This is a genomic window from Devosia sp. T2-14, assembly GCF_055397495.1.
This window is the reverse complement of the sequence record NZ_AP027921.1, coordinates 2,428,645-2,452,055: the sequence shown is the minus strand read 5'-3', so window position 1 is coordinate 2,452,055 and position 23,411 is coordinate 2,428,645. Positions and strand designations below refer to the sequence as shown.

General features: G+C 62.9%; 25 protein-coding genes. 6 read left to right on the top strand and 19 right to left on the bottom strand.

The window, feature by feature from the left end; genetic code table 11:
• Positions 1 to 40 precede the first annotated feature (40 nt).
• Positions 41 to 1,234, bottom strand: a complete 1,194-nt coding sequence (chrA, locus tag ACZ5WT_RS12090; protein ID WP_464284045.1) for a chromate efflux transporter — start codon at positions 1,232 to 1,234, stop codon at positions 41 to 43.
• A gap of 22 nt (positions 1,235 to 1,256) precedes the next feature.
• The gene (locus tag ACZ5WT_RS12085) at positions 1,257 to 2,072 is read right to left on the bottom strand and encodes a hypothetical protein (RefSeq protein ID WP_464284044.1); all 816 of its coding nucleotides are present in this window, start codon (positions 2,070 to 2,072) and stop codon (positions 1,257 to 1,259) included.
• Positions 2,073 to 2,432: 360 nt separating this feature from the next.
• On the opposite strand from ACZ5WT_RS12085, the gene ACZ5WT_RS12080 reads away from it, so the two are divergent.
• A complete protein-coding gene (locus ACZ5WT_RS12080; RefSeq protein ID WP_464284043.1) occupies positions 2,433 to 3,581 on the top strand; it encodes a DUF2336 domain-containing protein in 1,149 nt (382 codons plus the stop codon).
• A 4-nt stretch (positions 3,582 to 3,585) separates the two neighbouring features.
• Here ACZ5WT_RS12080 and ACZ5WT_RS12075 read toward each other — a convergent pair whose 3' ends face one another.
• Genes ACZ5WT_RS12075 through ACZ5WT_RS12065 form a run of 3 tightly spaced genes read right to left on the bottom strand, consistent with a single transcriptional unit; the run spans position 3,586 to position 6,818 of the window.
• Positions 3,586 to 3,918 (bottom strand): DUF1491 family protein, encoded by a 333-nt coding sequence (locus ACZ5WT_RS12075; protein ID WP_464284042.1) that lies wholly within the window; start codon positions 3,916 to 3,918, stop codon positions 3,586 to 3,588.
• Entirely contained in the window at positions 3,919 to 5,046 is a 1,128-nt protein-coding gene (locus ACZ5WT_RS12070) for a peptidoglycan-binding domain-containing protein (RefSeq protein ID WP_464284041.1), read from the bottom strand. It abuts the gene before it with no gap.
• Positions 5,043 to 6,818 (bottom strand): PAS domain-containing sensor histidine kinase, encoded by a 1,776-nt coding sequence (locus ACZ5WT_RS12065; RefSeq protein ID WP_464284040.1) that lies wholly within the window; start codon positions 6,816 to 6,818, stop codon positions 5,043 to 5,045. The genes ACZ5WT_RS12070 and ACZ5WT_RS12065 overlap by 4 nt, the downstream gene beginning before the upstream one ends.
• A gap of 353 nt (positions 6,819 to 7,171) precedes the next feature.
• On the opposite strand from ACZ5WT_RS12065, the gene ACZ5WT_RS12060 reads away from it, so the two are divergent.
• The gene (locus ACZ5WT_RS12060; protein ID WP_464284039.1) at positions 7,172 to 7,465 is read left to right on the top strand and encodes a hypothetical protein; all 294 of its coding nucleotides are present in this window, start codon (positions 7,172 to 7,174) and stop codon (positions 7,463 to 7,465) included.
• 175 nt (positions 7,466 to 7,640) lie between these two features.
• On the opposite strand, the gene ugpC is transcribed toward ACZ5WT_RS12060, so the two are convergent.
• The 4 genes from ugpC to ugpB form a co-directional block, all read right to left on the bottom strand.
• A complete protein-coding gene (gene ugpC, locus ACZ5WT_RS12055; protein ID WP_464284038.1) occupies positions 7,641 to 8,690 on the bottom strand; it encodes a sn-glycerol-3-phosphate ABC transporter ATP-binding protein UgpC in 1,050 nt (349 codons plus the stop codon).
• 1 nt (position 8,691) lies between these two features.
• Positions 8,692 to 9,540, bottom strand: a complete 849-nt coding sequence (ugpE, locus tag ACZ5WT_RS12050) for a sn-glycerol-3-phosphate ABC transporter permease UgpE (protein ID WP_464284037.1) — start codon at positions 9,538 to 9,540, stop codon at positions 8,692 to 8,694.
• Between the two features lie 12 nt (positions 9,541 to 9,552).
• Entirely contained in the window at positions 9,553 to 10,437 is an 885-nt protein-coding gene (ugpA, locus tag ACZ5WT_RS12045; protein ID WP_464284036.1) for a sn-glycerol-3-phosphate ABC transporter permease UgpA, read from the bottom strand.
• Positions 10,438 to 10,515: 78 nt separating this feature from the next.
• The gene (gene ugpB, locus ACZ5WT_RS12040) at positions 10,516 to 11,844 is read right to left on the bottom strand and encodes a sn-glycerol-3-phosphate ABC transporter substrate-binding protein UgpB (protein ID WP_464284035.1); all 1,329 of its coding nucleotides are present in this window, start codon (positions 11,842 to 11,844) and stop codon (positions 10,516 to 10,518) included.
• 352 nt (positions 11,845 to 12,196) lie between these two features.
• On the opposite strand from ugpB, the gene ACZ5WT_RS12035 reads away from it, so the two are divergent.
• Positions 12,197 to 12,412, top strand: a complete 216-nt coding sequence (locus tag ACZ5WT_RS12035) for a cold-shock protein (RefSeq protein ID WP_464284034.1) — start codon at positions 12,197 to 12,199, stop codon at positions 12,410 to 12,412.
• Between the two features lie 92 nt (positions 12,413 to 12,504).
• Positions 12,505 to 12,930, top strand: a complete 426-nt coding sequence (locus ACZ5WT_RS12030) for a SufE family protein (protein ID WP_464284033.1) — start codon at positions 12,505 to 12,507, stop codon at positions 12,928 to 12,930.
• On the opposite strand, the gene ACZ5WT_RS12025 is transcribed toward ACZ5WT_RS12030, so the two are convergent.
• From ACZ5WT_RS12025 to mbhE, 10 genes are all read right to left on the bottom strand, one after another.
• Complete coding sequence (locus tag ACZ5WT_RS12025) at positions 12,923 to 13,438, bottom strand: DUF6456 domain-containing protein (protein ID WP_464284032.1); 516 nt, start codon at positions 13,436 to 13,438, stop codon at positions 12,923 to 12,925. The two genes, ACZ5WT_RS12030 and ACZ5WT_RS12025, sit on opposite strands and share 8 nt — an antisense overlap.
• Positions 13,428 to 13,811 carry a helix-turn-helix domain-containing protein gene (locus ACZ5WT_RS12020; protein WP_464284031.1) on the bottom strand — a complete coding sequence of 128 codons (384 nt, stop codon included), beginning with the start codon at positions 13,809 to 13,811 and terminating at the stop codon, positions 13,428 to 13,430. Before ACZ5WT_RS12020 ends, ACZ5WT_RS12025 begins: the two co-directional genes overlap by 11 nt.
• 181 nt (positions 13,812 to 13,992) lie before the next feature.
• Complete coding sequence (locus tag ACZ5WT_RS12015) at positions 13,993 to 14,415, bottom strand: Ros/MucR family transcriptional regulator (protein WP_464284030.1); 423 nt, start codon at positions 14,413 to 14,415, stop codon at positions 13,993 to 13,995.
• 127 nt (positions 14,416 to 14,542) lie between these two features.
• Positions 14,543 to 14,896, bottom strand: a complete 354-nt coding sequence (gene mnhG, locus ACZ5WT_RS12010; RefSeq protein WP_464284029.1) for a monovalent cation/H(+) antiporter subunit G — start codon at positions 14,894 to 14,896, stop codon at positions 14,543 to 14,545.
• Positions 14,893 to 15,192, bottom strand: a complete 300-nt coding sequence (locus tag ACZ5WT_RS12005; protein ID WP_464284028.1) for a cation:proton antiporter — start codon at positions 15,190 to 15,192, stop codon at positions 14,893 to 14,895. Before ACZ5WT_RS12005 ends, mnhG begins: the two co-directional genes overlap by 4 nt.
• Entirely contained in the window at positions 15,189 to 15,668 is a 480-nt protein-coding gene (locus ACZ5WT_RS12000; RefSeq protein WP_464284027.1) for a Na+/H+ antiporter subunit E, read from the bottom strand. Before ACZ5WT_RS12000 ends, ACZ5WT_RS12005 begins: the two co-directional genes overlap by 4 nt.
• Positions 15,665 to 17,188, bottom strand: coding sequence for a proton-conducting transporter transmembrane domain-containing protein (locus ACZ5WT_RS11995; protein ID WP_464284026.1), 1,524 nt, complete (start codon positions 17,186 to 17,188; stop codon positions 15,665 to 15,667). The genes ACZ5WT_RS12000 and ACZ5WT_RS11995 overlap by 4 nt, the downstream gene beginning before the upstream one ends.
• 40 nt (positions 17,189 to 17,228) lie before the next feature.
• Positions 17,229 to 17,606: a Na+/H+ antiporter subunit C gene (locus ACZ5WT_RS11990; protein ID WP_464284025.1), complete on the bottom strand. Its 378-nt coding sequence runs from the start codon at positions 17,604 to 17,606 to the stop codon at positions 17,229 to 17,231.
• Entirely contained in the window at positions 17,606 to 18,031 is a 426-nt protein-coding gene (locus tag ACZ5WT_RS11985; protein WP_464284024.1) for an MnhB domain-containing protein, read from the bottom strand. The genes ACZ5WT_RS11990 and ACZ5WT_RS11985 overlap by 1 nt, the downstream gene beginning before the upstream one ends.
• Positions 18,028 to 20,403, bottom strand: a complete 2,376-nt coding sequence (mbhE, locus tag ACZ5WT_RS11980; protein ID WP_464284023.1) for a hydrogen gas-evolving membrane-bound hydrogenase subunit E — start codon at positions 20,401 to 20,403, stop codon at positions 18,028 to 18,030. Before mbhE ends, ACZ5WT_RS11985 begins: the two co-directional genes overlap by 4 nt.
• Positions 20,404 to 20,628: 225 nt before the next feature.
• On the opposite strand from mbhE, the gene ACZ5WT_RS11975 reads away from it, so the two are divergent.
• Together ACZ5WT_RS11975 and ACZ5WT_RS11970 are read left to right on the top strand one after the other, a co-directional pair.
• Positions 20,629 to 22,725 (top strand): S9 family peptidase, encoded by a 2,097-nt coding sequence (locus ACZ5WT_RS11975; protein ID WP_464284022.1) that lies wholly within the window; start codon positions 20,629 to 20,631, stop codon positions 22,723 to 22,725.
• A 74-nt stretch (positions 22,726 to 22,799) separates the two neighbouring features.
• Positions 22,800 to 23,408 carry a superoxide dismutase gene (locus tag ACZ5WT_RS11970; RefSeq protein WP_464284021.1) on the top strand — a complete coding sequence of 203 codons (609 nt, stop codon included), beginning with the start codon at positions 22,800 to 22,802 and terminating at the stop codon, positions 23,406 to 23,408.
• Positions 23,409 to 23,411 lie beyond the last annotated feature (3 nt).

Genomic DNA, 23,411 nt, shown 5'->3' with positions numbered 1-23,411 from the left:
CCCAGGGCGCGATCCGCGCCAATTTTGCACCACATGCCGCTCAAGCGGCGATGCCGATAGCGCCTCCCGCCAGGGCCAGCCCAACCACCACGATCCAGGGCGGCACCTTCCAGACGACCAGCGCGACGAAACCCGCAAGCGCCATCGCGAAATCCAGCGGGCCCAGAACCGCGCTGGTCCAAACCGGATTGTAGAGCGCAGCGCCAAGGATGCCGACCACGGCCGCATTTGCGCCGCGCATGGCGGCCTGTGCAGCAGGCAGGCCTCGCAGCCCATCCCAGAAGGGCAATACGCCGACCAGCAGCAAAAAACCGGGCAGGAAGATCGCCACCAGCGCAATGCCAGCACCTATCACCCCGTTGGGAGGCAATGACCCCGCGGCACCCAGATAAGCCGCGAAGGTAAAGAGCGGCCCCGGCACCGCTTGTGCGGCACCATAGCCAGCCAGGAAGGCATCCTTGCTGACCCAGCCGGTGGCGACCGTTTCAGCATCAAGCAGCGGCAGCACGACATGGCCGCCCCCGAAGACCAGAGCACCGGCACGATAGAAGGCATCGAACAGGCCCAGCCAATGCGGCGCGCTGCCGCTCGCCAGCAAGGGGAGCCCAACCAGCAGCGCCGCGAAAGCCACAAGGCAGGCCACGCCGACCGCAGGGGAGACAGGAAACCGGGCCGTTACGCTCACTGGCACTGCCTCGCTGCGGCAGAGCACGAGCCCCGCCAATCCGCCAAGCAGGATCGCCGCAACCTGCCCCAGCGAACCGGCAAGCAGGATGGTCGCGAAAACGGCAGCGAGTGCAATGGCAGCGCGTTGCCGGTCGGGCGCGAGGCTCCGCGCCATGCCCCACACCGCCTGCGCCACCACGGCGACAGCCACCAGCTTGAGACCGTGCAACACACCCTGCGCCACTGGCCCGTCCAATGCCGCAGCCCCCAGCGCAAAGGCCAGGAGCAGAATTGCCGAAGGCAAAGTGAAGGCCGCCCAGGCCGCCAGTGCCCCCAGGGGCCCGGCGCGCCAAAGGCCGAGAGCGAAGCCAACCTGGCTCGATGCCGGGCCCGGCAGAAACTGGCAAAGGGCTACAAGGTCCGCATATTCGGCCTCATCCAGCCAGCGCCGCCGCACAACGATCTCGTCGCGAAAGTAGCCGAGATGGGCGATTGGACCGCCGAAGGAAGTCAGGCCAAGCTTCAGAAACGCTAGGAAGACCTCCCTCGCAGATCCGCGTTGCGTCATGCTCACCCCGCCCCTGTCGCGGCTATTTTTGCAGCACGACTTCGGCGTCGCCGATATTCTGGAAGCGTGACGGTATGACGACGCCACTATTGCGGCCGCTGCTGCTCGATCCGCCGCAGAAATCGTGGCGATTGGCGCGATCAACGAACCCCTTGAGGCGGCGCAGGGCCTCGTCCACCGCCAGCGACTGCTCATGCGGCGTTTCCACCAGCAGGCTATCGAGCGCGTAGTCGTAGCTGTTGAAGCGGTAGTTCACCGCCCGCACAAACCAGGCAATGAAGGCGTCATTCTCGTATTTCCGGGCCGCCATGTTTTCCGCGATGGAGGGCGGCAGGCCCGCCCGGAGACCGGCATAGGCTGCGGCACGCTGCCGATCGATCTCGATCACCGCGCAGACCGCCGCAAAGGTGGTCGGCAGGGTATCGAGGTCGGCAGCGATGTGGCTGCCGACGGTGGAATAGCGGGTCCGCGAAGATTGATAAGGCGTAGCCTTGAGCCACTGATAGTGGCGCTCGATCGTATAGCGCTCATCGCGCGGCGGCGTGATGCGGGTGCGCTGCAGTTCCACAGCGCTGTCAAACCGCCAGTCCTTGGCATGCGGGGCGACGAGGAAACGCCAGACGCGATCATGCATCTCGTTTTCCTGGTCGGTCTTGTTAAAGCTGGAGACGGGCTCCTTGCGCTGCGCGGCCAGGGCATTGCCGGCAGCGGGCATCGCAACATCATTGGTGAAGCTTGGGCGGGCACGGCCAAAATCGCCGACGGGCCGCGCCATCGAGCAGCCTGCGAGCAGCGCCGCCACAGCCAGAACGCCGGTCAGGCGGAAAAGTCTATCCACGCTTACGCTTCGGCCGCGTTGGATCGAGCCTGGTATCTGGCGGCTGAGATGTCCCGCGCTCATAACGCACCCCGGTAAAGATCAATATCTGGGCGGTGCCGGGCTCTCGAGCCTCGGCCGGCGCGATTCTCGGTCGCTGAGCAAAAATGACGAGCTTTCCCAAGCTGTCCTCCAGTGCTTCGCTCCCTCTTCCCTACGAGGGCAACGGCTAGCGTTGACATCAGCCGGCACGACGCCCCCGCGCCCGCTTTCCGTTCCGCATTAAGAGATCGTCAAGGTTAACAGTCCGCTAACGAATTACCTGCCAAAGTGATTTGGCATCAAATGTGATGCGATTCTGAGATGCACGGTTTCCGCAATATGCTTGGTTTTCAGCCTTACGAGACGTTTCAGCTGCTCATCGAGACTGGTGGCGTTGATCGGACCAACACCCTGCTGATTGCGGCCTGCGACGCCTATGCGCGGCGCGGCAAGCCAACCCCTCCCGAAATGGAACAGTTCGAGGCGCTTGCATCGCGTCTCTTCCCGATCGCCGCTTCTGCCGCCCGCGCCAAGGGCGCCGCCATTCTGGGCCGTGCCGAAATGCTGTCGCCCACGCTCGAGCAGCTGGTGGTCGAGAATATTGGCGAAGACCTGAACACGTTCCTCGCCGGGGCCCCTACCCTGTCGGACTCGACGCAGCTTGAGATCATCGCGCGTTACGACGTTCCGGCAGCGACGACCATCGCGTCCCGCGCCGAGCTGTCCAACATCGTCTTGGCCAAGCTGTTCCAGATGAATTCCCGCAAGGTCTATCGTGCGCTGGCTGCCAATTCGGCAGTCGCCCCGCGTGGCGCCTATCTGAGCGCCCTCGCCCGCTCGGCACAGATGGACCACATCGTGGCGGAATCGCTGGCCAAGCGCGACGACTTCGACGCCGCCCTGCTGGCTCCGGCCTTCTTCGATCTTTCCGACGCGGACCGGATCAAGGTCATCCGCGCCTTTGCCAACCGCGAAACCCCAGTGACACCGCTGCGCAAGACCATCGAGCAGCTCTCCGTCGCCAATCAGGAACTGACCAAGGCGCTGGTGAAGCTGTTTGCGGAAAACCGTCGTCCCGAGGTTACGCGTCTGCTGTCCCAGATCACCGGGCTCGATGAAGTCCGTTGCGGCCAGATCGCCCATGACGTTACCGGCGCTTCGCTGTTCGTCATCCTGCGCGCCTTTGGATGCAGCGCCTATGACGGGCTCAAGGTGCTGATCCACGCGACCAGCCACGACACCGAGCGTTCGCGCGCCCTCGCCGATTTCGCCACCATGTTCAGCTATGTGACCGCAGAATCCATGGCCTACCTGATGAGCGCATGGCGTGGCGAGGTGAACCTGCTCGACCTGAACAAGCCGGAATACCGCCCGTTCACCGAGAACAGCCGCCGCGCTCCGGTCAGCACGCTGGCACCGGCGCACAATCCGGTTGTCGACCAGGCCATCGAGGCGCTGGCCCGCATCGGCGTCCGTCGCGCCGGCTGATAATTCAGATGATTTCGATCCCTGGGTCGTCGCCGCGCAAGTCGAGGCTGAGCACCCAGAGGTCGGGATCGAACTCGATTTCCTGAGCAATGCGGGCGGTCACCTTGGCCGCCTCGACCCGGCCGAAGCGCCGCTGGAACACCAGGCTAGCGTCGTCCTTGCGGCTGGCCATCGGAGCGGGCGTGAACAGCGACCTTGTGCCGTCCAGGTGATCGACTTCGATGAAGACCTGCCCGGCAATGGGGTCGCCGCGGCGGGCGACGACACACATATTGCCCAGGTCATTGTGACGGCGCACGAAGACGCCGCACCAGATGTCGCTGCGGAGCGAGCCCACCTAGATGGAAGCGCCGGCCTGCCGCAACAGGCCAACGAGATCGGGCTTCACCTGGCCGGTGACCCGATAGGAGTGGAAGTTCTCGAACTCACGGATTGCCTTGGCGGTGCCGTCGCCGGGATGTCCGTCGATGGAGCCATGGTAGAAGCCGAGACTGGCGAGCCCCCGCTGGATCTGGCTGACCAACTGGGTGTTGTTGGCCGGGGCCAGGTCCGGATTGGCGGCCGCCATCATCTGCTGGGGCACGGGTTCGGGCTGAACGGCCGTTACCGGGCGCGGCGGCGCCATTGGTTCGAGCGAGGCGATCTGCACCGGCGCGGGCATGGCCTGCGCTGGAGCCGAACGGGCGCCGTCAACGGCGGCAATGATTGTATCCAGCGTCTGCGCAGCGGCCGTGCCGACGGTGTCGACGGCCTGATCGACGGGCCCAAGGGTGGGCAGGCGCGCAACGACACGATCCTGCGCGGGCTGGGCCGCTGGCTGGGCAACCTGCTGAACTGCTGGCTGCGGCGCCGGCTGCACGACAACCGGTTCTGGAGCAGGCTGCACCGCGGCCTGCTGGGCCACCGGAACGACGCCATAGGCATCGGCCCGCAGAATTGCGTCAATGACGTCGCGGGTGAGTGCCCCGGTCGGCGTCATGTTGTTGCGAATTTCGAACGAGCGAATCGCGTTGGCGGTCATCGGGCCATAGAAGCCATCGACCTTGCCGTTGAAGAGGCCGAGTTCGGTCAGCTTCTTCTGGACGGCGAAGGCATCGCTGTTGCCAACGGGCGCAGCCGGAATGGCCGGAGGCGCCGTGACGCTGCCGGTGGTCTCGGTTGCGACCGGGGTCGGCAGCACCTGGCGGACCGGCGCGGCCTGCGGCTCGGGCGCGACTTGCTGAGTGGTCACCGGCACGGGCATGTCCATCGCCGGAGCGAAGAACGGCGCGGGATGGCGCGTGGTCTGAAAGTAAAGTGCATTGCTGGCGGCCAGGGCAGTCAGCGTGACCATCGCCAGTAGGCCCGTCGAGGCCAGCGGCGCGCGCATGTAGCGCTCAAGGGTCCAATGGCCAGCGCGGCCTAGTGAGGCCGCAACGACACTGCCCGCCAGGAGAGGCAGGCGCGAGAAGGTGGTAGCCGTCATTGCGCTTTTCTTTTTTCGTCTTGCCATGAATGGATTGGAGCGGGTGCTGGCTCTCTACGGATGGGTGTTACCGAGGCAGTTTCTTCGTTCTTTATTGCCGGACCGTTTATGGGGAGCAAAACAGTCATGGTTGTCCCCGCCCCGATCTCGGACATAGCCCGAAGAGTGCCGTCGTGCAGGTCTACCAGACCTTTCACGATAGACAAACCGAGGCCAGTGCCATCGTAGCGGCGCGAGAGGCCATCCTGCACCTGGAAGAAGGGTTCGCCGATTCGATCCAGCGATTCGGGCGCCATGCCCACGCCTTGGTCGGTAACCGACAGGTTGAGGCTCTGGCCCTGCCGGCGCAGGCTGACGGTCACCCGCCCGCCCGGATGGCTGAACTTGATGGCGTTGGACATCAGGTTCAGCAGGATCTGCCGACAGGCGCGCTCATCGCCGACCATCTGCGGCAGGTGCTTGGCAATGTCGGTCACCACGGTCACCTGATGCTGCTTGGCGATGGCATCGACCATGCCGAGGCACGGCTCGATCATATCCTGCGCGAGGAAAGGCTCGGTCTGCAGTTCAAACTTGCCGGCTTCGATACGCGACATGTCGAGCAGCATCCGCACCACTTCGAGCAGGTGCTTGCCGCTCTGGTGGATCAGCCCGGCATATTCGCGATGCGTGTTCGACAGCTCGCCACCGATGCCGCTGGTCATCATTTCCGAGAATCCGACCACGGCGTTGAGCGGCGTGCGCAGCTCGTGCCCGATCGTTGCCAGGAAGCGCGACTTGGCTTCCGAGGCATCCTCGGCGGCGCGGCGTGCTTCGTTGATCGCGAGTTCATTGTCCTTGCGGCTGGTGACGTCGCGGAACAGGGCCACGACCTCGTGGCTCTGGCCGGCATTCTCTTCGTCGATCACCGGCGTGAGGCTGACTTCGACCCAGATGAAGCGCGGCACATTGCTCATGGCGCGCTCGTCGTCCTGGCGCATGCGCACTTCGATGAGGCGCGAGATGCCATCCCGATTCGCGTCGGCAAAGGCGGTCAGATAGGCGGGGCGGTCGAGAACATGCAGGCGTTCGCCAAGGCCGGCGCTGGTCAGCGCGTAGCGGCGGCAGCCAAAGAGCTTCTCGGACGAGCGCGAGGCCAGCAGGATTTCGCCTTCGCTGGAAAAGCGGATGACGCCGTCCTGCACATGCTCGATCAGGTGGCGGTAAGCGGTGACCTGCGCCTTGTCGTAGACTTCGTAGGCCGAGTTGATGCGGTTGGCCGTATGGGCGACGGTCAGCAGGCTGCCGAAGAAAGCGACGAGCGAGGTGCCGGTCAACATATGGGCCGGCACATCGATGACGGGGGCCGACAGGATGGCGGCAAGGCCTGCAAGGGCCAGCACGCAGCCCAGAATCACCCAGCTCTGCTGGCGCAGTTCGCGGCGGCCAAGCAGCGAGGCCAGGATCGGGGCCATTGCCGCAATGGCAAGGCCCGCATCGCCCAGACGGCCATCGGTGAGGGTCAGAATGCAGCCGAGGACCAGCACGGTATAGACCTGCCCGGCGGCGGCTTCTTCAAACATGCGGCGCTGATGCAGCGACAGGGTGATCATGCCGCTGGCCAGGGCAAGAACGGCCAGCGCAAACGGCAAGGCAGTGCCGGTGATCAACCAGAATATGGCGACGGGCATGCTCAGCGCGGCGATCAGAATGGACAGGCGCGAATTGTTGGCGAGCGTCTTGCGGCGCAGCATTTCCGGCCGATGCCCACTGCCGGCAACGGACTGGGACATCTCTTTGCTTGCGCCGAAAGAGAACAGGCTACGCATACACATTACTCACTAATCACGACGCCAGCAGCGGGCACCGGGGCACCCGAAACGCCTGAACGAAATCAGGTCTTGTTGCGCTCACACTGCCGCCCAAGAGCTAAAGGCCGACTTAAATCACAACGCCGTCAGTGGCTTGCATTGCTGGCGGAGCCGCCTTTCTCCGCTTAGCGTAAACAAGGTGTTGCACTGCCTGACAGGATCGATCGCAATTGATTCAAATTTTATCGAAATGTCCCAACCGGGCTTAAGGCGGCTCAGCCTAATGTCGGTCATGCAGGCCGAGATTGAGCCTGCGACGAGTTCTGGATGAAGCAATGTTTGTCGTGGTTCGCTCTGTCTTCTGGCTGACATTAGCCTACATGGTGATCAAACCAGGGTTTGAGCTTGCCGATGCCAGCCGCATGTCTGAACAGGCCATGCAGGCCGGCCGCCAGGTGGTGGCCGAGCAGGTCCAGAATATCGAATGTGATAGTTTTCAATGCCTTGGCGGCAAGGCTGTGGTTGCTGCCGCGCTTCAGGTTCCCCCGTCTGCCGGCACCCCCATGCATGAGACGCCGGCAATCAGTCTGGCCCCAATTCCCCGGCCCCGGCCGGACTGGGCGGGTTAGCGGGCCCCTTCAAGGGCCCCACACTAGCCTCCAGGGTTGCGCCACTTCCCCAAGTGACGAACTCCAGCACCCTGGCCTTTGCCGCAAGCACGATGCCCCGTGCTTGCGGTTTTTCTTGCGAATTTCTGCAGATTTCTTGCAGATTTCTTGCAGATTTCTTGCAGATTTCCTCCGGTTAGAGACGGCGGCCGGTGGTCCGGCTGAACGGATGAAGGGCGTCCGGCGGGATGGCGAATTTGACTTCAGCCGACTCGGTCAATGCGGTTCGTCCCGGCGCCACCATGACGATGCTCTGCTCCAAGCCGGGCACCCGCACATAGAGGTGGCTCTCGCCACCCACCGATTCGATCAGTTCGACCGTGCCGGTCAGCAGCATGTCTTCGGGACGGCCAGCACCCGCGACGATCGCGTCGGAGCGAACGCCGATGATGTCGGTGCCCGCCGGCAGATTGTTGGGCAGGGTGACGCCGAAGATGACACGGAGGGTTTCGAGGTCGATGAGGTTCATCGGGGGCGAACCGATAAAGCTGGCGACGAACAGCGATGCCGGGCGATCGTAGAGCTCGGTCGGCTTGCCGATCTGCTCGATGTGACCACCATTCATCACCACCAGCCGGTCCGCCAGGGTCATGGCCTCGAGCTGATCGTGGGTGACGTAGACGCTGGTGGTGCCGAGCGAGCGCTGGAGACGACGGATCTCGATGCGCATCAGGCCGCGTAGCTTGGCGTCGAGATTGCTCAGCGGCTCATCGAACAGGAAAGCCTTGGGCTGGCGCACGATGGCGCGGCCCATGGCGACGCGCTGGCGCTGCCCGCCGGACAGCTGGCGCGGCTTGCGATCGAGAAACGGGCTGATTTCCAGTGTGCGCGCCGCGGCTTCAACGCGGGCGTCGATCTCGGGACGAGGCGTGCCACGGTTCTTGAGGCCGTATTCCAGGTTTCCGCGCACTGTCATGTGCGGATAGAGCGCGTAGTTCTGGAACACCATGGCGATGTCGCGCTCGGCGGGCTCCTTGGTGTTGACCACGTTGCCGCCGATGGAAATCGTGCCTTCGCTGACGGTTTCGAGGCCAGCGATCATGCGCAGCAGGGTGGACTTGCCGCAGCCCGAAGGGCCAACCAGCACAACCATTTCGCCGTCTTCGATGCTGAGGTCGATGCCGTGCAGCACCTGGGCGCCGCCGGGGTAAGTCTTCTTGATGCCGGTCAGTTCAATGGCGGCCATGTTATTTCTCCGTTTCGACCAGGCCTTTGACGAACAGGCGCTGCATGAAAATGACGATCAGAACCGGGGGCAGCATGGCCAGCACCACGGCGGCCATGACGAGGTTCCATTGCGGATCCGCGTCGGCGACGGCCGCCATGCGCTTGATGCCCATCACCACGGTGTAGAATTTGGTGTCGGTGGTGACGAGCATCGGCCAGAGGTACTGCATCCAGCCGTAGATGAAGAGGATGACGAAGAGCGCGGCGATATTGGTGCGGCTGAGCGGCAGCAGGATATCGCGGAAGAACTTCGTCGGCCCTGCTCCGTCGACGCGGGCGGCCTCCATCAGCTCATCTGGAACGGTGAGGAAGAACTGCCGGAATAGGAAGGTTGCCGTGGCCGAGGCGATGAGCGGAATGGTGAGGCCCGCATAGGAGTTGAGCAGGCCCAGATCGGCGACCACCTTGAAGGTGGGAATGATGCGCACTTCGACCGGCAACATCAGCGTGATGAAGATGATCCAGAAGGCCAGCGTGCGCAGGGGGAAGCGGAAGTAGACGATGGCATAGGCCGAGGTGATCGAGATGGCGATCTTGGCCACGGCGATCACGATGGCCATGACCAGCGAATTGGCCAGCATCAGCGTCAGCGGCGGCGCGCCGGAGGTGGACATGCCCTGGCTGAGCATCTGGCCGTAATTATCGAGCAGATGCGAGCCGGGCAGCAGGGGAACGACCCCGCGCAGGAATTCGCCCGGGGCGTGGGTTGAGGCGATGACGGCGAGGTAAACAGGGAAGGCAATGACGATGACGCCGACGATCAGCACGAGATGGGTGAGCGCGGTCAGCCAGGGGCGGTTTTCTACCATGGGTCTGGCTCCTTAATACTGCACGCGCCGCTCGACCCAGCGGAACTGGACGATGGTCAGCACGATGACGATGAGCATGAGCAGCACAGACTGGGCTGCGGAGGAGCCGATGTTCAGGCCGAGGAAGCCGTCGGCATAAACCTTGTAGACCAGCAGGTTGGTCGACTGCGCCGGGCCGCCCGAGGTGGTGGCATCGATGACGCCGAACGTGTCGAACATGGCGTAGTTGATGTTGACGATCAGCAGGAAGAAGGTCGTCGGCGACAGGAGCGGCACGACAATGGTCCAGAACCGCTTGAAGGGCCCCGCCCCATCAATGGCGGCCGCTTCGGACAGCGAGGCCGGGACCGACTGCAGGCCGGCCAGGAAGAACAGGAAGTTGTAGGAAATCTGCTTCCAGCTCGCGGCGAGCACGATGAGGATCATGGCCTGATCGGGATTGACCCGGTGGTTCCAGGTGATCCCCAGCTGCCCGAGCAGGTAGGACAGGATGCCGATGGAGGGGTTGAACATGAACCACCACAGGATGCCGGCAACGACGGGCGCGACGGCATAGGGCCACACCAGGAGCGTCGTATAGATGCGGCCCGCGCGCAGCAGCCGATTGACGGCAACGGCCAGGATCAGCGACACGCCCATGGCGATCAGCGTCACCAGCACGGCAAAGATCAGCGTGCGCCAGAGCGAGTTGAGATACATCGGGTCGGCGAGGAGCTTGGAGTAATTGCCGAACCAGATGAAGGTGGTTTTGAACCCGAACGGATCTTCGCGCTCGAATGAGGACTTGGCCGCCTGCAGGGCTGGCCAGATGAAAAAGATCAGCGTGATGATGAGCTGCGGCGCCAAAAGGGCGTAGGGCAGCCATTTGTTCGGAAAGATCGTGCGCTTTGTCTGCATTGGGCATCCTGGGCGCGCCGGCGGCGCGCGGACGAGACAAGGCCCGGACGCAAAGGTCCGGGCCCCAAAACGTGGTCGTTACTGATTGGCGGCTTCGAATTCGCGCAAGATGACATTGCCGCGCTCGACGGCTGCATCCAGGCCCTGCTGGCCGGTCTTGGTGCCACCGAGGACAGCTTCGAATTCCTGGTCGATGGCGTCGCGGACCTGGGTCAGGTTGCCGAAGCGGATGCCCTTGGAGTTATCCGAAGGCGTGCCGCGGGTGATCTGGCCGATGGCGATATCGGAACCAGCATTGGCAGCGTAGTAGCCCTGCTCGGTGCCCAGTTCGAAGGCGGCATTGGTGATCGGCAGGTAGCCGGTGAACTGGTGCCAGTCGGCCTGGACTTCCGGAGCGCTGAGGAAGGTGAAGAACTCGGCAGCACCGGCATAGACTTCCGGCGACTTGCCATTGAGCACCCACAGCGTCGCGCCGCCGATGATCGAGTTCTTCGGCTCGGCAATCACGTCGTCATAGTAGGGGAGCGGAGCGAAGCCCACTTCGAAGCCGCTCGCATTGGCGACAACGCCGGCGCGCGAGGCCGAGGAGTTCATGTAGATGGCGCATTCGCCGGTGTAGAACAGCGGGGGAGCATCGGCGCCGCCAGCGGGGCCACCATACTTGAACAGGCCTTCCTGGCCCCACTTGGCGAGATTGTCCCAGTGACGAGCCTGGGTTTCGCCATTGAAGGTGAATTCGGTGGCGAGGCCGCCGAAGCCGTTCTGCAGCGTGCCATAGGGCAGATCGTGGATGGCCGAGAGGTTTTCGGTCTGGATCCAGCTCACCCAGCCGGTGGTGAAACCGCAGGCAGCAGCGCCCGACTCAACGATCTTTTTGGAGAAGGCTTCGACTTCAGCCCAGGTCTTGGGAGCGACGTCGCGATCCAGACCGGCTTTCTCGAACACGTCCTTGTTGTAGTACATGATCGGGGTCGAGGAATTGAACGGCATCGACAGGATGTTGCCTTCGGTGTCCGAATAATAGCCGGTCACCGGAGCGAGAAAGCCCGAGGGATCCCAAGGCTGGTTGGTGTCGGCCATCAGCTGGTGCACCGGATAGACGGCGCCCTTGGCGGCCATCATGGTGCCGGTGCCGACTTCGAAGACCTGCACGATGGCGGGCTGTTCATTGGCGCGGAAGGCGGCGATCGCGGCGGTCAGGGTTTCAGCATAGGAGCCCTTGAACACCGGCGTCACGACATAGTCGGACTGGCTGGCGTTGAACTTGGTAGCGATTTCTTCGAGCTTGGTGCCAAGCTCGCCACCCATGGCGTGCCACCAGGTCACTTCGGTCTGGGCAAGCGCGATGCTCGAGGTCAGGGCGACAGTCATGGCCGCGAGGCCGGTTGCAAATGCGTGGCGAACCATGGGTTCTCTCCTGCGTACGGGAAGTATCGACAGGAGGCTCCTGCCGGCTCGTCTCAGAGCGAGCCCGGCGTGCCTAACAACGGTGATTGACACTTGGGTGACGGGTTTACGACAGGGGGATGAAAGCGCTGCTCTCTCCCAGGCCGCGTGCTGGCGCGAAAGGTTAGGCCTTTCCTCCAACACAATTGTAGGTCATAGAGGGTGCACGTTTTACAGCCATCGATGGCTGCCCGCCTGACGCAAGTCCCGGTTTGGCTCCCCTCTCTTTTCCTGCAAACGGTTTTACCCCTGCGGCATGTGTCGTAGGGCAACGCTCGCTTGCTTGCGCTACGGGCTACTTAAGGACTTCAAAATGGCAACCTTCAACGGTACCGTCAAATTCTTCAACGCGACCAAGGGCTTCGGCTTTATCCAGCCAGACAATGGCGACAAGGACGCGTTTGTGCATATCTCCGCCGTCGAGCGTTCGGGCCTGCAGGGCCTGTATGAGAACGACAAGGTGACCTTCGAGCTTGAGACCGGCCGTGACGGCAAGATTTCGGCTACGAACCTGACGCTCGTTCAGTAATTTCTACTGGGCCCGCCCCCTGCGGGCCCAGCTCCGCCTCCCTTCGGGTTGAGGCACTGGTAATGCCGGGCCGCTTTGACTAAATAGGCCTCATGAGCGAACCACAGGCCTTTCAGGACATTGCAGAAAACCTATCCTTCCTGGACGACTGGGAGGATCGGCTGAACTATCTCATCGAGCTTGGGCAGGCGCTGCCTGCGATGGAAGAAGCCGACAAGACCGCCGACAACAAGGTCAAGGGCTGCGTCTCCAATGTCTGGCTGGTGTCCAGCCCGGACCGATCGGGCGATACGGCCATTCTGAGCTTCCGTGGCCAGTCTGATGCAATCATCACCAAGGGTCTCGTCGCGGTTCTGATCGCGCTCTATTCGGGCCGGCCCGCGGCCGAAATCGCCCAAACCGATGCACTGGAATGGTTCAGGAAGCTGGGCATGAGCGAGCATCTGGGCATGCAGCGGTCCAACGGCCTTGTGGCCATGGTCAACCGCATCCGCGCCGAGGGCAAAGCCCTCAGCTAGCCTCCCCTTCGTCCCGCACGATCAGCGGCAAGCGACTGTCGAGCCAGTTGCGCGCGTGACCGCGCTCATTGCCTGTCGCAGGGGGTGACAATCCGAATGTCACCGCCAGTTGCTCGAGGCCGATGCGCAGCACCAGCTTGGCGCTGCGCCGCGGCCAGCGCCGCTCCAGCTCGATCACCTGCAGGCCTTTGCCGAAACCGCACACGTCGAACAGCACGCCCCAGCAATCCGCCGGGAGCATTGTGGCGAGGCGGTTGAGCGTCTGGCGGGCAGCGGCCGCACTGTCGCTCGCAGTTTCCACGCCATTGAAGGCGCCGCGGCTGCCGCCAACCCGCGTTGGGTCGTAGGACATGGTCACACGCTGGGCGACTTGCGAGCGCAGGATCAGGCGTTCGAGTCGCTCGGCCGCAGCCAGGTGATGCGGCGCGAGGAAGGCCTGACCATCGGCTTCGCGATTCGCGGCGAGTCGCGCCAGGACAGCATCATCGCCACCAATTCTAAGCGTCATGATCGCGCTCCTCCCGCCGGGCCTGCATACTGGCCTCGATCTCGCGCTCGAGCAGGCAGACCTCTTCGTCAAAGCGGGGATCGTCGCGCATGTCTTCGATGAGGCCGCAGGCATATGAGACAGTTGTCCTATCGCGGCCGAAGGCCTCGCCGATTTCCCTGAGGCTGCGGCCCAGCACGACATGGGAGAGGTACATAGCCAGCTGGCGCGCCCGGGCGGTCGGCAGGCGGCTGCGGGACTTGTGGATAAGAAGCCGTATCGGCACGTTTTTCTCACGCGCAACGAGCGCGATGACGCCATCGCAATCGCGCTGCGCCGGACTTGACCAACCCGGGCTGAGGCCGGGGATAGCGTGAGAATGAGGGTCGTGCATGGTCTTGCCTCGTCACAATAAGGAATTAATTCCTACATACTGTGACGTGCAATGCCAGACGGGGATAAGTCCATACACAAATTCAAACGGCCGCTCTTGGGAGCGGCCGTTTGAAGGTTCGTAATCGCCGGGGCCCGCAGGCGCGGCGTGTCGTGGCGGTGGCTTGCTGCCTAAACCGGGCTTAGGCGGCCTTGCGGCCCAGACCGTTGTCCTTGGCCAACTTCGAGCGGGTTGCCGAATAGCTCGGAGCAACCATCGGGTAATCAGCGGGCAGACCCCACTTCTCGCGGTATTCTTCCGGCGAGAGATTGTAGTGCGTGCGCAGGTGCCGCTTCAACGACTTGAACTTCTTGCCGTCTTCGAGGCAGATGATGTAGTCGGCAGCAACAGATTTACGGATCGGGACCGCTGGCTTCAGTTCCTCGACAGGAACAGGAACCTCGTTGGTCTGCAATGCGCGCAGAGCCCCATGAACGTCGGTGATCAGCTTGGGCAGATCAGTCGGGCTCACGGCATTATGGCTCACATAGGCGGAGACGATTTCGGTGCTGAGCTCGATCAGGTCGTGCTCGTAACCGTTCGCCGCGCCGGCGGTGTCACTCATAATTCAACCTTTCGTTATTTTTATTGGGCCGCGACGAGGGCAGTCACAGCCATGAAGTATTCCTATGGCTGTTCAATGCATTCCGCAACCCAACGCGCCACGATTAACATGATACCAACAAAAGTAGCTATGCTACCTCATTTTGGCTTCTTTTAGACTTTAGTTCATCCTCGACCAGTACCGCTGGTGATTGACCACTGGTGCGATAACTTGCTCTTGCAAGTAGATGGGCAGCCACTGGAGTAGTCAGCAACAGGAAGCAAAAGCCTACTATTGCCCGCAACGCCACACCAAAATCGAAGCTCATCACAGCAACCGAGATCAGTATAAGGCCGCCACCGACAGCTCCTGCTTTGGAAGCAGCATGCATACGCGTGTAGAGATCAGGTAATCGCAGGACACCTATCGCTGCGACCAAGCTGAAGATGGCTCCCGCCAGCAACAAAACGCAACCTGCGTAGATGGCTATATCGCTAATCATAATGGAGCACCGCGCGACGAGACAGCGCGCGACAGTATGTAGCGCGCCAATGCAATTGTTGCGAGAAAGCCAAGCAACGCCAAGGCAATGGCGATATCAAGATACAGCATCAAACCTGTGCGCAGGGCGACGGTGCCCACGAATCCCATTGCAACAACTGTCAGCATATCTAGCGCCAGCACCCGATCGCCCAGCGTCGGGCCAATAATGATGCGCACAACCGTAATCAGCATGGCCAGCCCGAGCATTACGAGGACCACGAGAGTCGTCAGGGACAGAACATCGGCTGCTGTCATGCGTAGATCTCCCGAATCTTGGCCTCGAAGCCACCGGCAATGTCGGCAATCAGGGCTTCGCGCGTGCTGAGGGTGAGCACATGGACATAGAGCACGCTGCGATCGTCGCTGACGTCGACGCTGAGCGTTCCGGGCGTCAGGGTGATGAGATTGGCCAGCAGCGTGATTTCCGCATCGGATTTGACGCTGAGCGGAAAGGCGATGATGGCTGGACGCAGGGCCGATTTTAGGTCGGGCGTGAGCACCACGATGGCGACGCGCACCGCGCTGGCGAATAGTTCGTAGAGGAACAGCAGCATCAGCGAAACAAAGCGACGCATCTGGCGCAGCACCCGCGGCGGCGCGAAAGCATTGCGCAGAATCAGCAACGCCAATGCGCCCACGGCGCCACCAAACAGCAGGTTTATGGCGCTGAAGTTGCCGGTGATGGCAGCCCAGACTACGGCGAGGACGACGACAACTGCGGCCAGGCTCATGGGGTGTCTCCTGCCAGCCCGATGGCTTCGACATAGCGCGAGGGATCCAGGATATCCGGTGCGCCTGACTTGAGCGCCTCAAACAAGCCGTTTGGCCAAAGGCCAGCCGCAACAATGCCGGCCACCAGGACTCCGGTTGCCGCAAAGCGCATCCAGGATCCGGCATTTCTCGGCTCCGTCGCCACGACGGTCGTTTCAGGGGCGTTGCGCCAGAAGATATGCGCCCAGATGCGCGACCCGGCAATCAGCGTCAGCACTGCATTGATCAACAGCGCGACAGTGATGACTCCGCCGACCCAGCCGCCCTCGCCCGTGCCGGCCTGCAACAGCAGCAGTTTGGGCCAGAAGCCGAGGAATGGCGGGACGCCTGCGGTCGCCAGCACCAGCACAAGAAAGACAATCGATAGCGGCGCGCTGGCGGCATAAAGCCCGCCCATGTGCCGGGTATCGGTCTGTCCGGTGCGCCTTTCGATGAGGCCGACGACCAGATAGAGCGCCGTCATGGTCAGGATGGCGTGGAACACGTAGAGCCCTGCCCCGCTGACACCGGCGAGCGAGGGAATCGCGATGCCCGCCAGCACCGCGCCTATGCCGCCGATGACGAAGAAGCCGATGGCGCGCCGCAGGTTGGTTTCGGCAATGGCGCCCAGCGGCGCAATCAGCAGGGTGCCGACGGCAACGGCGATCAGCACCGGCTCGAGGAAGTCACGGCTGGCCGGAAGCAACACCACAAGCGAGCGCAGCAAGGCATAGACACCGACCTTGGTGAGCAGGCCCGCGAACAGCGCCGAAACCACGGCGGGCGGGGTGTGATAGGAGGCGGGCAGCCAGGCGTTGACCGGGAATGCAGCCGCCTTCATGCCGAAAGCCAGCAGCAGCAGGGCCGCGACACCGGCCATGGCCGCAGGATTGGCTGCGGGAGCCACGCGCATGATGTCGGCCATGTTGAGCGTGCCGAGCAGGCCATAGGTCAGGCCCAGCGCCAGCAGGAACAAGGCGGTCGCGAGGAAATTGAGGAAGCCGTACTTCACCGCGCCATCAAGCTGCAGCGGGCGGCCGCCCAGCACGATCAGGCCGAACGAGGAGATCAGCATCACCTCGAACCACACATAGAGGTTGAAGAGGTCGCCGGTGAGGAAGGACCCGGTGACGCCGGCCAGCAGCAGCAGCACCATGGAATGGAAGCCATCGCCCTCCTGCTCTTCGCCGCGCTCGCCCTGGGCGTAGAACAGCACGATCAGCGCCACGACGGCGGCGGCGAGGGCAAAGGACGCCCCGAACAGGTCGGCGGCAAAGCTGATGCCGAAGGGCGGCAGCCACTTGCCCATGGTCATGCTCAGCGGGCCGGTATCGTAGACGCGCAGCAGCAGGCTCACTTCGCAGGCGATAATCGCCACGACAACCAGCACGGCCAGCATGAAGGACATGCCGGAATTCTTGCGCAGCATGAGGGCGAGCGAAGCGCCCATCAGCGCCAGCACGAGCGGCAGCACCACGACCCAGTCGGCAGCGGAAGTCACGGTTTCAATCATCGCCTGGGGCAAAGCCACATTTTCCATATCAGTAGCTCAGTGGCGGGTTGGGCTCATCGACCGGCTCGGCGACGCGCATGTTGTCGGTATTATCGGCATCGAGCGACTGATAGGCCCGGAAAGCCAGCACCAGCAGAAAGGCGAACATGGCAAAGCCGATGACGATGGCCGTCAGGATCAGCGCCTGCGGCAGGGGATTGGCAATCGGGCCTGCGGGCTGGGTAAGATCGCCGGGGACGATGGGTGCCAACTCACGGGTCAGGCGCCCCGCGGTGAAGATCAACAGGTTCACGCCATTGCCGAAAATGGTCATACCCAGCAGCATGTGGATGACCGACCGCGACAACAGGAGATAGACGCCAAGAGCGATGAAACACCCGACCAGGGTTGCGAGAACGTAATCCATCAGGGTTCCTCCTCGCCGCTATCTTCAAGTCCGAGGGCGATGGCAGCGATGGTGCCGAACACGACCAGATAGACCCCGATATCGAACACCATCGGCGTCGACAGCGGCAGGGTGCCGTCACCCAGTTCGAGATAGAGCCAGATGCTGGTCATGAAAGGCGAACCGGTGGCGAGCGACAGCAGCCCCGAAAACCCGGCGATGAACACGCCAAAGCCGGCAATGGAAAGCGGATCGACCCTGAGGGCGCGGCGGGCTTCCTCGGCACCCGAGGCCATGCCCAGGATAGCAATTGAAGAGGCGGCAATCAGCCCGCCGATGAAGCCGCCACCCGGCTCATTGTGGCCGCGCAGGCAGATATAGACCGAGAACACCAGCATGATCGCCACGATGAGCGGAGCGATGGTGCGGAAGATCACCGTATTCATGATGCGGCCCTCCGGCGGCGCTTGGGCGCGGCGGGCGCCGCAGGCTTGGCCCGCCGCCGCAGCAGCGCCATGATGGCAAGGCCAGCGGCCATCACAACAGAGATTTCGCCCAGCGTATCAAAGCCGCGGTAATCGACGAGGATCACGTTGACGATGTTGTGGCCGTGCGCGATCGGCACGCTGGTTGCGGTGAACATGTCGGAGAGGCGCGTATCGAGCGTGCCGGACAGCACCACCATCAGCAGCAGGCTGACGCCCACGCCGCAAATCAGCGCCAGGGTGCCGTCGCGCGCCAGGTCCTCAAGGGGCCGGCTATCGCGCTCGTCGAGCCGCAGGCGGGTCATGACCAGCGCCAGAATGACCACGGACAGCACTTCGACCATGAACTGGGTAAAGGCCAGGTCGGGCGCACCGAACAGCAGGAAGATCAGCGCCACGGAGGTGCCCTGAATGCCCAGCGCGATAATGGCAATCAGACGGTTCGGGGCCAGCAGCAGGGCCAGCAGACCGATGATCGCCATGGCGATCACGCCCCATTCATAGGGCATCAGTTGCGGCCAGCTCAGCTTCTGCGACCAGTCGCCGAGCTCCGCCAGCGGCAGCAGCACATCGTAGCCGCCCAGCAGGGCCACCGGCACGATCAGCGCGATCGCGAAGCCGGAAAAAACCGTTACGAGGTAGATTTCGAGACGGCCGTGATGGAGGGCGCGGGTGACGGCGCCCGAGAAGCGGATCAGGCCGAACATGACGGCGTCGAATACCGTGTCGGCCGTCCAGCCGAGACCTGCCTCGAAGCGGCGCAGCAGCGTGCGCAGGGCTGCGGCCTGCCGGAAGACCAGAAAGCCAAGCACCCAGGTCGCCACCGACAGCCAGAGCAGCGGGCTCGTCAGGTCCATCGCCAGGGTCAGGTGGCTTTCGACGGCCTCGCCGAGCACGGCGGAGGCGCCGGGCTCCAGCACTGTGTGGCCGAGCCACGCGGTCATCACCGAAGCTACGACTCCGGCCGCGCCGAGCACGATGGGGCCCAGCAGCATCGGCAGAGGCGCTTCATGGGCCGATTTCGGCGTCGGCTGAGCGGGGCCGAGGAACGGCTTCACCAGCACCAGGATGGCGACGCCGGCCAGCATGGCATTGCCCGCCACCAGCACGGCCAGCACGGCGATATCGGTCCACTGGCCGGAGAGCAGGCCGAGATACATTTCTTCCTTGGCGAAATAGCCAAGGGTCAGCGGCAGGCCGATCATGGCCAGGCAGGCGAGGCCCGCGCTGATAAAGGTCAGCGGCATCTTGTCGGCCAGTCCGCCGAGCACCGTGATGTCGCGCGTGCCCGTCTCGTGATCGATCGCGCCGGCCACCATGAACAGGGCTGCCTTATAGAGCGCGTGCGCGAGGAAGTAGATCACCATGGCGGCGATCGCGGCCTCCGAACCCAGCCCGAGCAGCAGCACCGACAGGCCGAGCGAGGCGATCGTGGTCTGCGCCAGCATCTGCTTCAGGTCGGTCTGGCGCAGGGCGCCCAGCGCGCCCCAGAGCAGGGTCGCGCCGCCGAAGCAGACGAGAATGGTGGTCCAGGTATCGGTGCCGCCGAGCCAGGGCGTGGTACGGGCCAGCAGGTAGACGCCGCCTTGCACCATGGTCGCCGAATGCAGGAATGCCGAAACCGGCGTTGGGGCCTCCATGGCGTTGGGTAGCCAGAAGTGGAACGGCACCTGCGCCGACTTGGTGAAGGCCGCAGCCAGGAACGCCGCCAGAACCAGGCCATAAAGGGCATGATCCTGCAGTCCGGCGAGCGCGCTCATGTCCCAGGATCCGGTGATCTGGTGCACCAGAACGGCGCCGACGAGCAGGCCCATGCCGCCGATATTGGTGATGACCAGCGCCTGGATGGCCCCACGGCGCGAGGCCATGCGGCTGTGGTCAAAGCCGATGAGCAGGAACGAAGTGACCGAGGTGAGCTCCCAGAACAGGAACAGCGCCAGCATGTTATCGGCCAGCACCAGCCCCAGCATGGCGCCCATGAAGGCCAGCAGGAAGCCCAGAAAGCGTCCCAGATGGTGGTGTCCTTTTAGGTAGGACGCCGCATAGAGCACGATGAGCGTGCCAATGCCGGAAATCGTCAGGGCGAACAGCAGGCTCAGGCCATCGATATAGAAAGTCAGGTCGAGGTTGAACGCCGGCACCCAGCCGATTCTCGCCGAGATCGGATTACCGGCAACCACCGGATCAATCAGCGTGACGAGAAATGCAAAGATCGCGGCGGGCACCAGCGCGAGGACCCAGCCGGCAAATGGTTTGGTGAAGCGGTTTACAAGCGGCGCGAGGAACGCGGCAACAAATGGCGCAATCGCCACGAGTGCTATGCTTGCGTCCATGCCCAACTCCACTCGCAGTAACATCGAAAAAACCGACTCTTTGTCGATCTGCGAGAAGAACCCTAGCGGATGTCACCTATCCGACAAGGCTAAACGCCCTCACTGTTCTATTTGTCCAAGGTTTTAGGCCTCAGCACTTTCACCAGGGCAGTGCCACGGGCGTGCCCTCTTCCGTTGTGTGCATGGGGGGCCTATGTGAGTAGTCCAGCCTAATCGGATTGCCCCATGACCAAGACAAACCCGCCCGTCGCTGCTCGCAAGCCGCACTCCGCCACGTTCCACAACATCACCCGCGAAGACCCCTATCACTGGTTGCGCGCCGATAACTGGCAGGAAGTGATGCAGAAGCCCGAGACGCTGGACGGGGAAATCCGCTCCTATCTCGATGCCGAGAACACCTATTTCGAGACAGAGTTCGGCAAGCCCACCGAGGCGCTGCAGGACACCATCTACAAGGAAATCCGCGGCCGCATCAAAGAAGACGACAGCGGCGTGGCCTCGCCCGATGGCCCCTATGCCTACAATTCGCGCATGCTCGAAGGTAAGCAGTATCCGCTGATCGTCCGCACGGCGCGCGAAGGCGGCCCGGAAACCGTGCTGCTCGACTGCAATATCGAAGCGGGCGATGGGTATTTCGGCTTTGCCGGGGCCGAGCATGACCGCTCGCACCGCTATCTGGCCTGGGCGACCGACCGCGCCGGGTCGGAATATTACGACATCATCATCCGCGATCTGGAGACTGGCACCGATAGTGCCGAAGTCATCGCGCAGACGGCCGGCTCCTATGTGTGGAGCAATGACAGCAAGGCCATCTACTACACCGAGTATGATGACAATCACCGGCCCTACCGGGTGCGGCTGCACACGATCGGCACCGACCAAGCCCATGACCCGATCATTTTCGAGGAAGCCGATCCCGGCTTCTTCGTCGGCGTGGGGCGCACGCTTTCGGACAAGTACATCGTCATCGACGCGCACGACCACCAGACGTCGGAGTGCTGGCTGATCGATGCCGAAACCGGCGGCGAGCCACGCGTGGTGTCGCCCCGCCTGACCGATCGCGAATACGATATCGACGAGCGTGATGGCGTGCTGTTCATCCGCACCAATGCCGACGGCGCCGAGGACTTCAAGATCGTCACCGCGCCGGTCGACAATCCGGGCTCGGAAAACTGGACCGACCTGATCGCCCATCAGCAGGGCGTGCTGGTGCTCGACACCATCGTTATCAAAAACCACCTACTGCGGCTCGAGCGCTATGAGGGCCTGCCCCGCATCGTCGTGCGCGACCTGCGCAGCGGCAAGGAAGAGACGGTCAAGTTCGACGAGGAAGCCTATTCGCTGGGCATGTCGGTCGGCTATGAATTCGACACCTCGGTGTTCCGCCTGACCTATTCGTCGCCTACGACGCCCTCGCGCACCTATGACATGAACCTCGAGACCGGCGCCCGTACGTTGCTCAAGGAACAGGAAGTGCCTTCCGGCCACAATCCCGAGGACTATGAAACGCGCCGCCTTTTCGCCAAGGCAAGCGATGGCGAACTGGTTCCGGTGACCCTGCTCTATCGCAAGGGGTTGAAGCTGGACGGCTCGGCGCCTGCGCTGCTCTACGGCTATGGCGCCTATGGCATGTCGATGCCGGCATCCTTCTCGATCTCAGCGCTGTCGCTGGTGGATCGAGGCTTTGTCTATGCAACCGCCCACATTCGCGGCGGCATGGAGAAGGGCTATCGCTGGTATGTGCAGGGGCGCCGCGAGCACAAGACCAATACCTTCACCGATTTCATCGCGGCTGCCGAAATGCTCATCGAGCAGGGCTATTCCAGTTCGGGGCGCATCGTCGCCCAGGGCGGCTCGGCCGGTGGCATGCTGATGGGCGCCATTGCCAATATGCGGCCCGACCTGTGGGGCGGCGTGCTCGCCCAGGTGCCCTTCGTGGACGTGCTCAACACCATGCTGGACGAAACCCTGCCGCTGACGCCGCCGGAATGGCCCGAATGGGGCAATCCCCTGGCCTCAGCCGAGGATTATGCCCGCATTGCCGCCTACGCGCCCTATGAGCAGGTGGCCGCCCAGGACTATCCGCCCATCTTCGCGCTGGCCGGTCTCACCGATCCGCGCGTGACCTATTGGGAGCCCGCCAAGTGGGTTGCCAAGCTACGCGCAACCAAGACGGGGGATGCCCCATTATACCTGCGAACCAATATGGGCGCAGGGCACGGCGGTGCTTCGGGCCGGTTTGATCGGCTCAAGGAAACCGCCATGTGCTACGCCTTTGCGCTCAATGCCGTCGGGTTGGAAGGATCATTCCCCGCCAACTGATTGTTCCGTCGTCACATTCGGCCTATACGAAGGGCCGGATTTCCTCAGCGTCTATCCCAAATCGGAGGCCAATAATGTCGACCAAGTTCACCCTGCCGCCCCTGCCCTACGCCTATGACGCGCTCGGCCCCTACATGTCGGCCGAAACGCTCGAATATCACCACGACAAGCACCACCAGGCTTACGTGACCAATGGCGAAAAGCTGCTGGAAGGCTCGGGTCTCGAGATCCTGCCGCTGGAAGACATCGTGAAGGAGAGCTTCGGCAAGAATGCCGGCCTCTTCAACAATGCCGGCCAGCACTACAACCACGTTCACTTCTGGAACTGGATGAAGCCCAATGGCGGCGGCAACAAGCTGCCGGCCAAGCTGCAGGCGGCGATCGACTCCGACCTCGGCGGGTTTGACAAGTTCCGCGCCGACTTCATCGCGGCCGGTACCACCCAGTTTGGTTCGGGCTGGGCCTGGCTGTCGCTGAAGAACGGCAAGCTCGAAGTCAGCAAGACCGCCAATGGCGAATCTCCGCTGGTCCATGGCGGCAAGCCGATCCTGGGCGTCGACGTGTGGGAGCACTCCTACTACATCGACTACCGCAACGCCCGCCCGAAGTACCTCGAAGCCTGGTTCGACAACCTGGTGAACTGGGAACATGTCGAGCTGCTGTTCGACGAAGCCACCGCCTAAATC

Coding starts and splice junctions, on each gene's coding strand:
- chrA (WP_464284045.1), bottom strand. CDS start 1,234: ATGACGCAACGCGGATCTGCGAGGGAGGTCTTCCTAGCGTTTCTGAAG.
- ACZ5WT_RS12080 (WP_464284043.1), top strand. CDS start 2,433: ATGCTTGGTTTTCAGCCTTACGAGACGTTTCAGCTGCTCATCGAGACT.
- ACZ5WT_RS12070 (WP_464284041.1), bottom strand. CDS start 5,046: ATGACGGCTACCACCTTCTCGCGCCTGCCTCTCCTGGCGGGCAGTGTC.
- ACZ5WT_RS12065 (WP_464284040.1), bottom strand. CDS start 6,818: ATGTCCCAGTCCGTTGCCGGCAGTGGGCATCGGCCGGAAATGCTGCGC.
- ACZ5WT_RS12060 (WP_464284039.1), top strand. CDS start 7,172: ATGTTTGTCGTGGTTCGCTCTGTCTTCTGGCTGACATTAGCCTACATG.
- ugpC (WP_464284038.1), bottom strand. CDS start 8,690: ATGGCCGCCATTGAACTGACCGGCATCAAGAAGACTTACCCCGGCGGC.
- ugpE (WP_464284037.1), bottom strand. CDS start 9,540: ATGGTAGAAAACCGCCCCTGGCTGACCGCGCTCACCCATCTCGTGCTG.
- ugpA (WP_464284036.1), bottom strand. CDS start 10,437: ATGCAGACAAAGCGCACGATCTTTCCGAACAAATGGCTGCCCTACGCC.
- ugpB (WP_464284035.1), bottom strand. CDS start 11,844: ATGGTTCGCCACGCATTTGCAACCGGCCTCGCGGCCATGACTGTCGCC.
- ACZ5WT_RS12035 (WP_464284034.1), top strand. CDS start 12,197: ATGGCAACCTTCAACGGTACCGTCAAATTCTTCAACGCGACCAAGGGC.
- ACZ5WT_RS12030 (WP_464284033.1), top strand. CDS start 12,505: ATGAGCGAACCACAGGCCTTTCAGGACATTGCAGAAAACCTATCCTTC.
- ACZ5WT_RS12025 (WP_464284032.1), bottom strand. CDS start 13,438: ATGACGCTTAGAATTGGTGGCGATGATGCTGTCCTGGCGCGACTCGCC.
- ACZ5WT_RS12020 (WP_464284031.1), bottom strand. CDS start 13,811: ATGCACGACCCTCATTCTCACGCTATCCCCGGCCTCAGCCCGGGTTGG.
- ACZ5WT_RS12015 (WP_464284030.1), bottom strand. CDS start 14,415: ATGAGTGACACCGCCGGCGCGGCGAACGGTTACGAGCACGACCTGATC.
- mnhG (WP_464284029.1), bottom strand. CDS start 14,896: ATGATTAGCGATATAGCCATCTACGCAGGTTGCGTTTTGTTGCTGGCG.
- ACZ5WT_RS12005 (WP_464284028.1), bottom strand. CDS start 15,192: ATGACAGCAGCCGATGTTCTGTCCCTGACGACTCTCGTGGTCCTCGTA.
- ACZ5WT_RS12000 (WP_464284027.1), bottom strand. CDS start 15,668: ATGAGCCTGGCCGCAGTTGTCGTCGTCCTCGCCGTAGTCTGGGCTGCC.
- ACZ5WT_RS11990 (WP_464284025.1), bottom strand. CDS start 17,606: ATGGATTACGTTCTCGCAACCCTGGTCGGGTGTTTCATCGCTCTTGGC.
- ACZ5WT_RS11985 (WP_464284024.1), bottom strand. CDS start 18,031: ATGAATACGGTGATCTTCCGCACCATCGCTCCGCTCATCGTGGCGATC.
- mbhE (WP_464284023.1), bottom strand. CDS start 20,403: ATGGACGCAAGCATAGCACTCGTGGCGATTGCGCCATTTGTTGCCGCG.
- ACZ5WT_RS11975 (WP_464284022.1), top strand. CDS start 20,629: ATGACCAAGACAAACCCGCCCGTCGCTGCTCGCAAGCCGCACTCCGCC.
- ACZ5WT_RS11970 (WP_464284021.1), top strand. CDS start 22,800: ATGTCGACCAAGTTCACCCTGCCGCCCCTGCCCTACGCCTATGACGCG.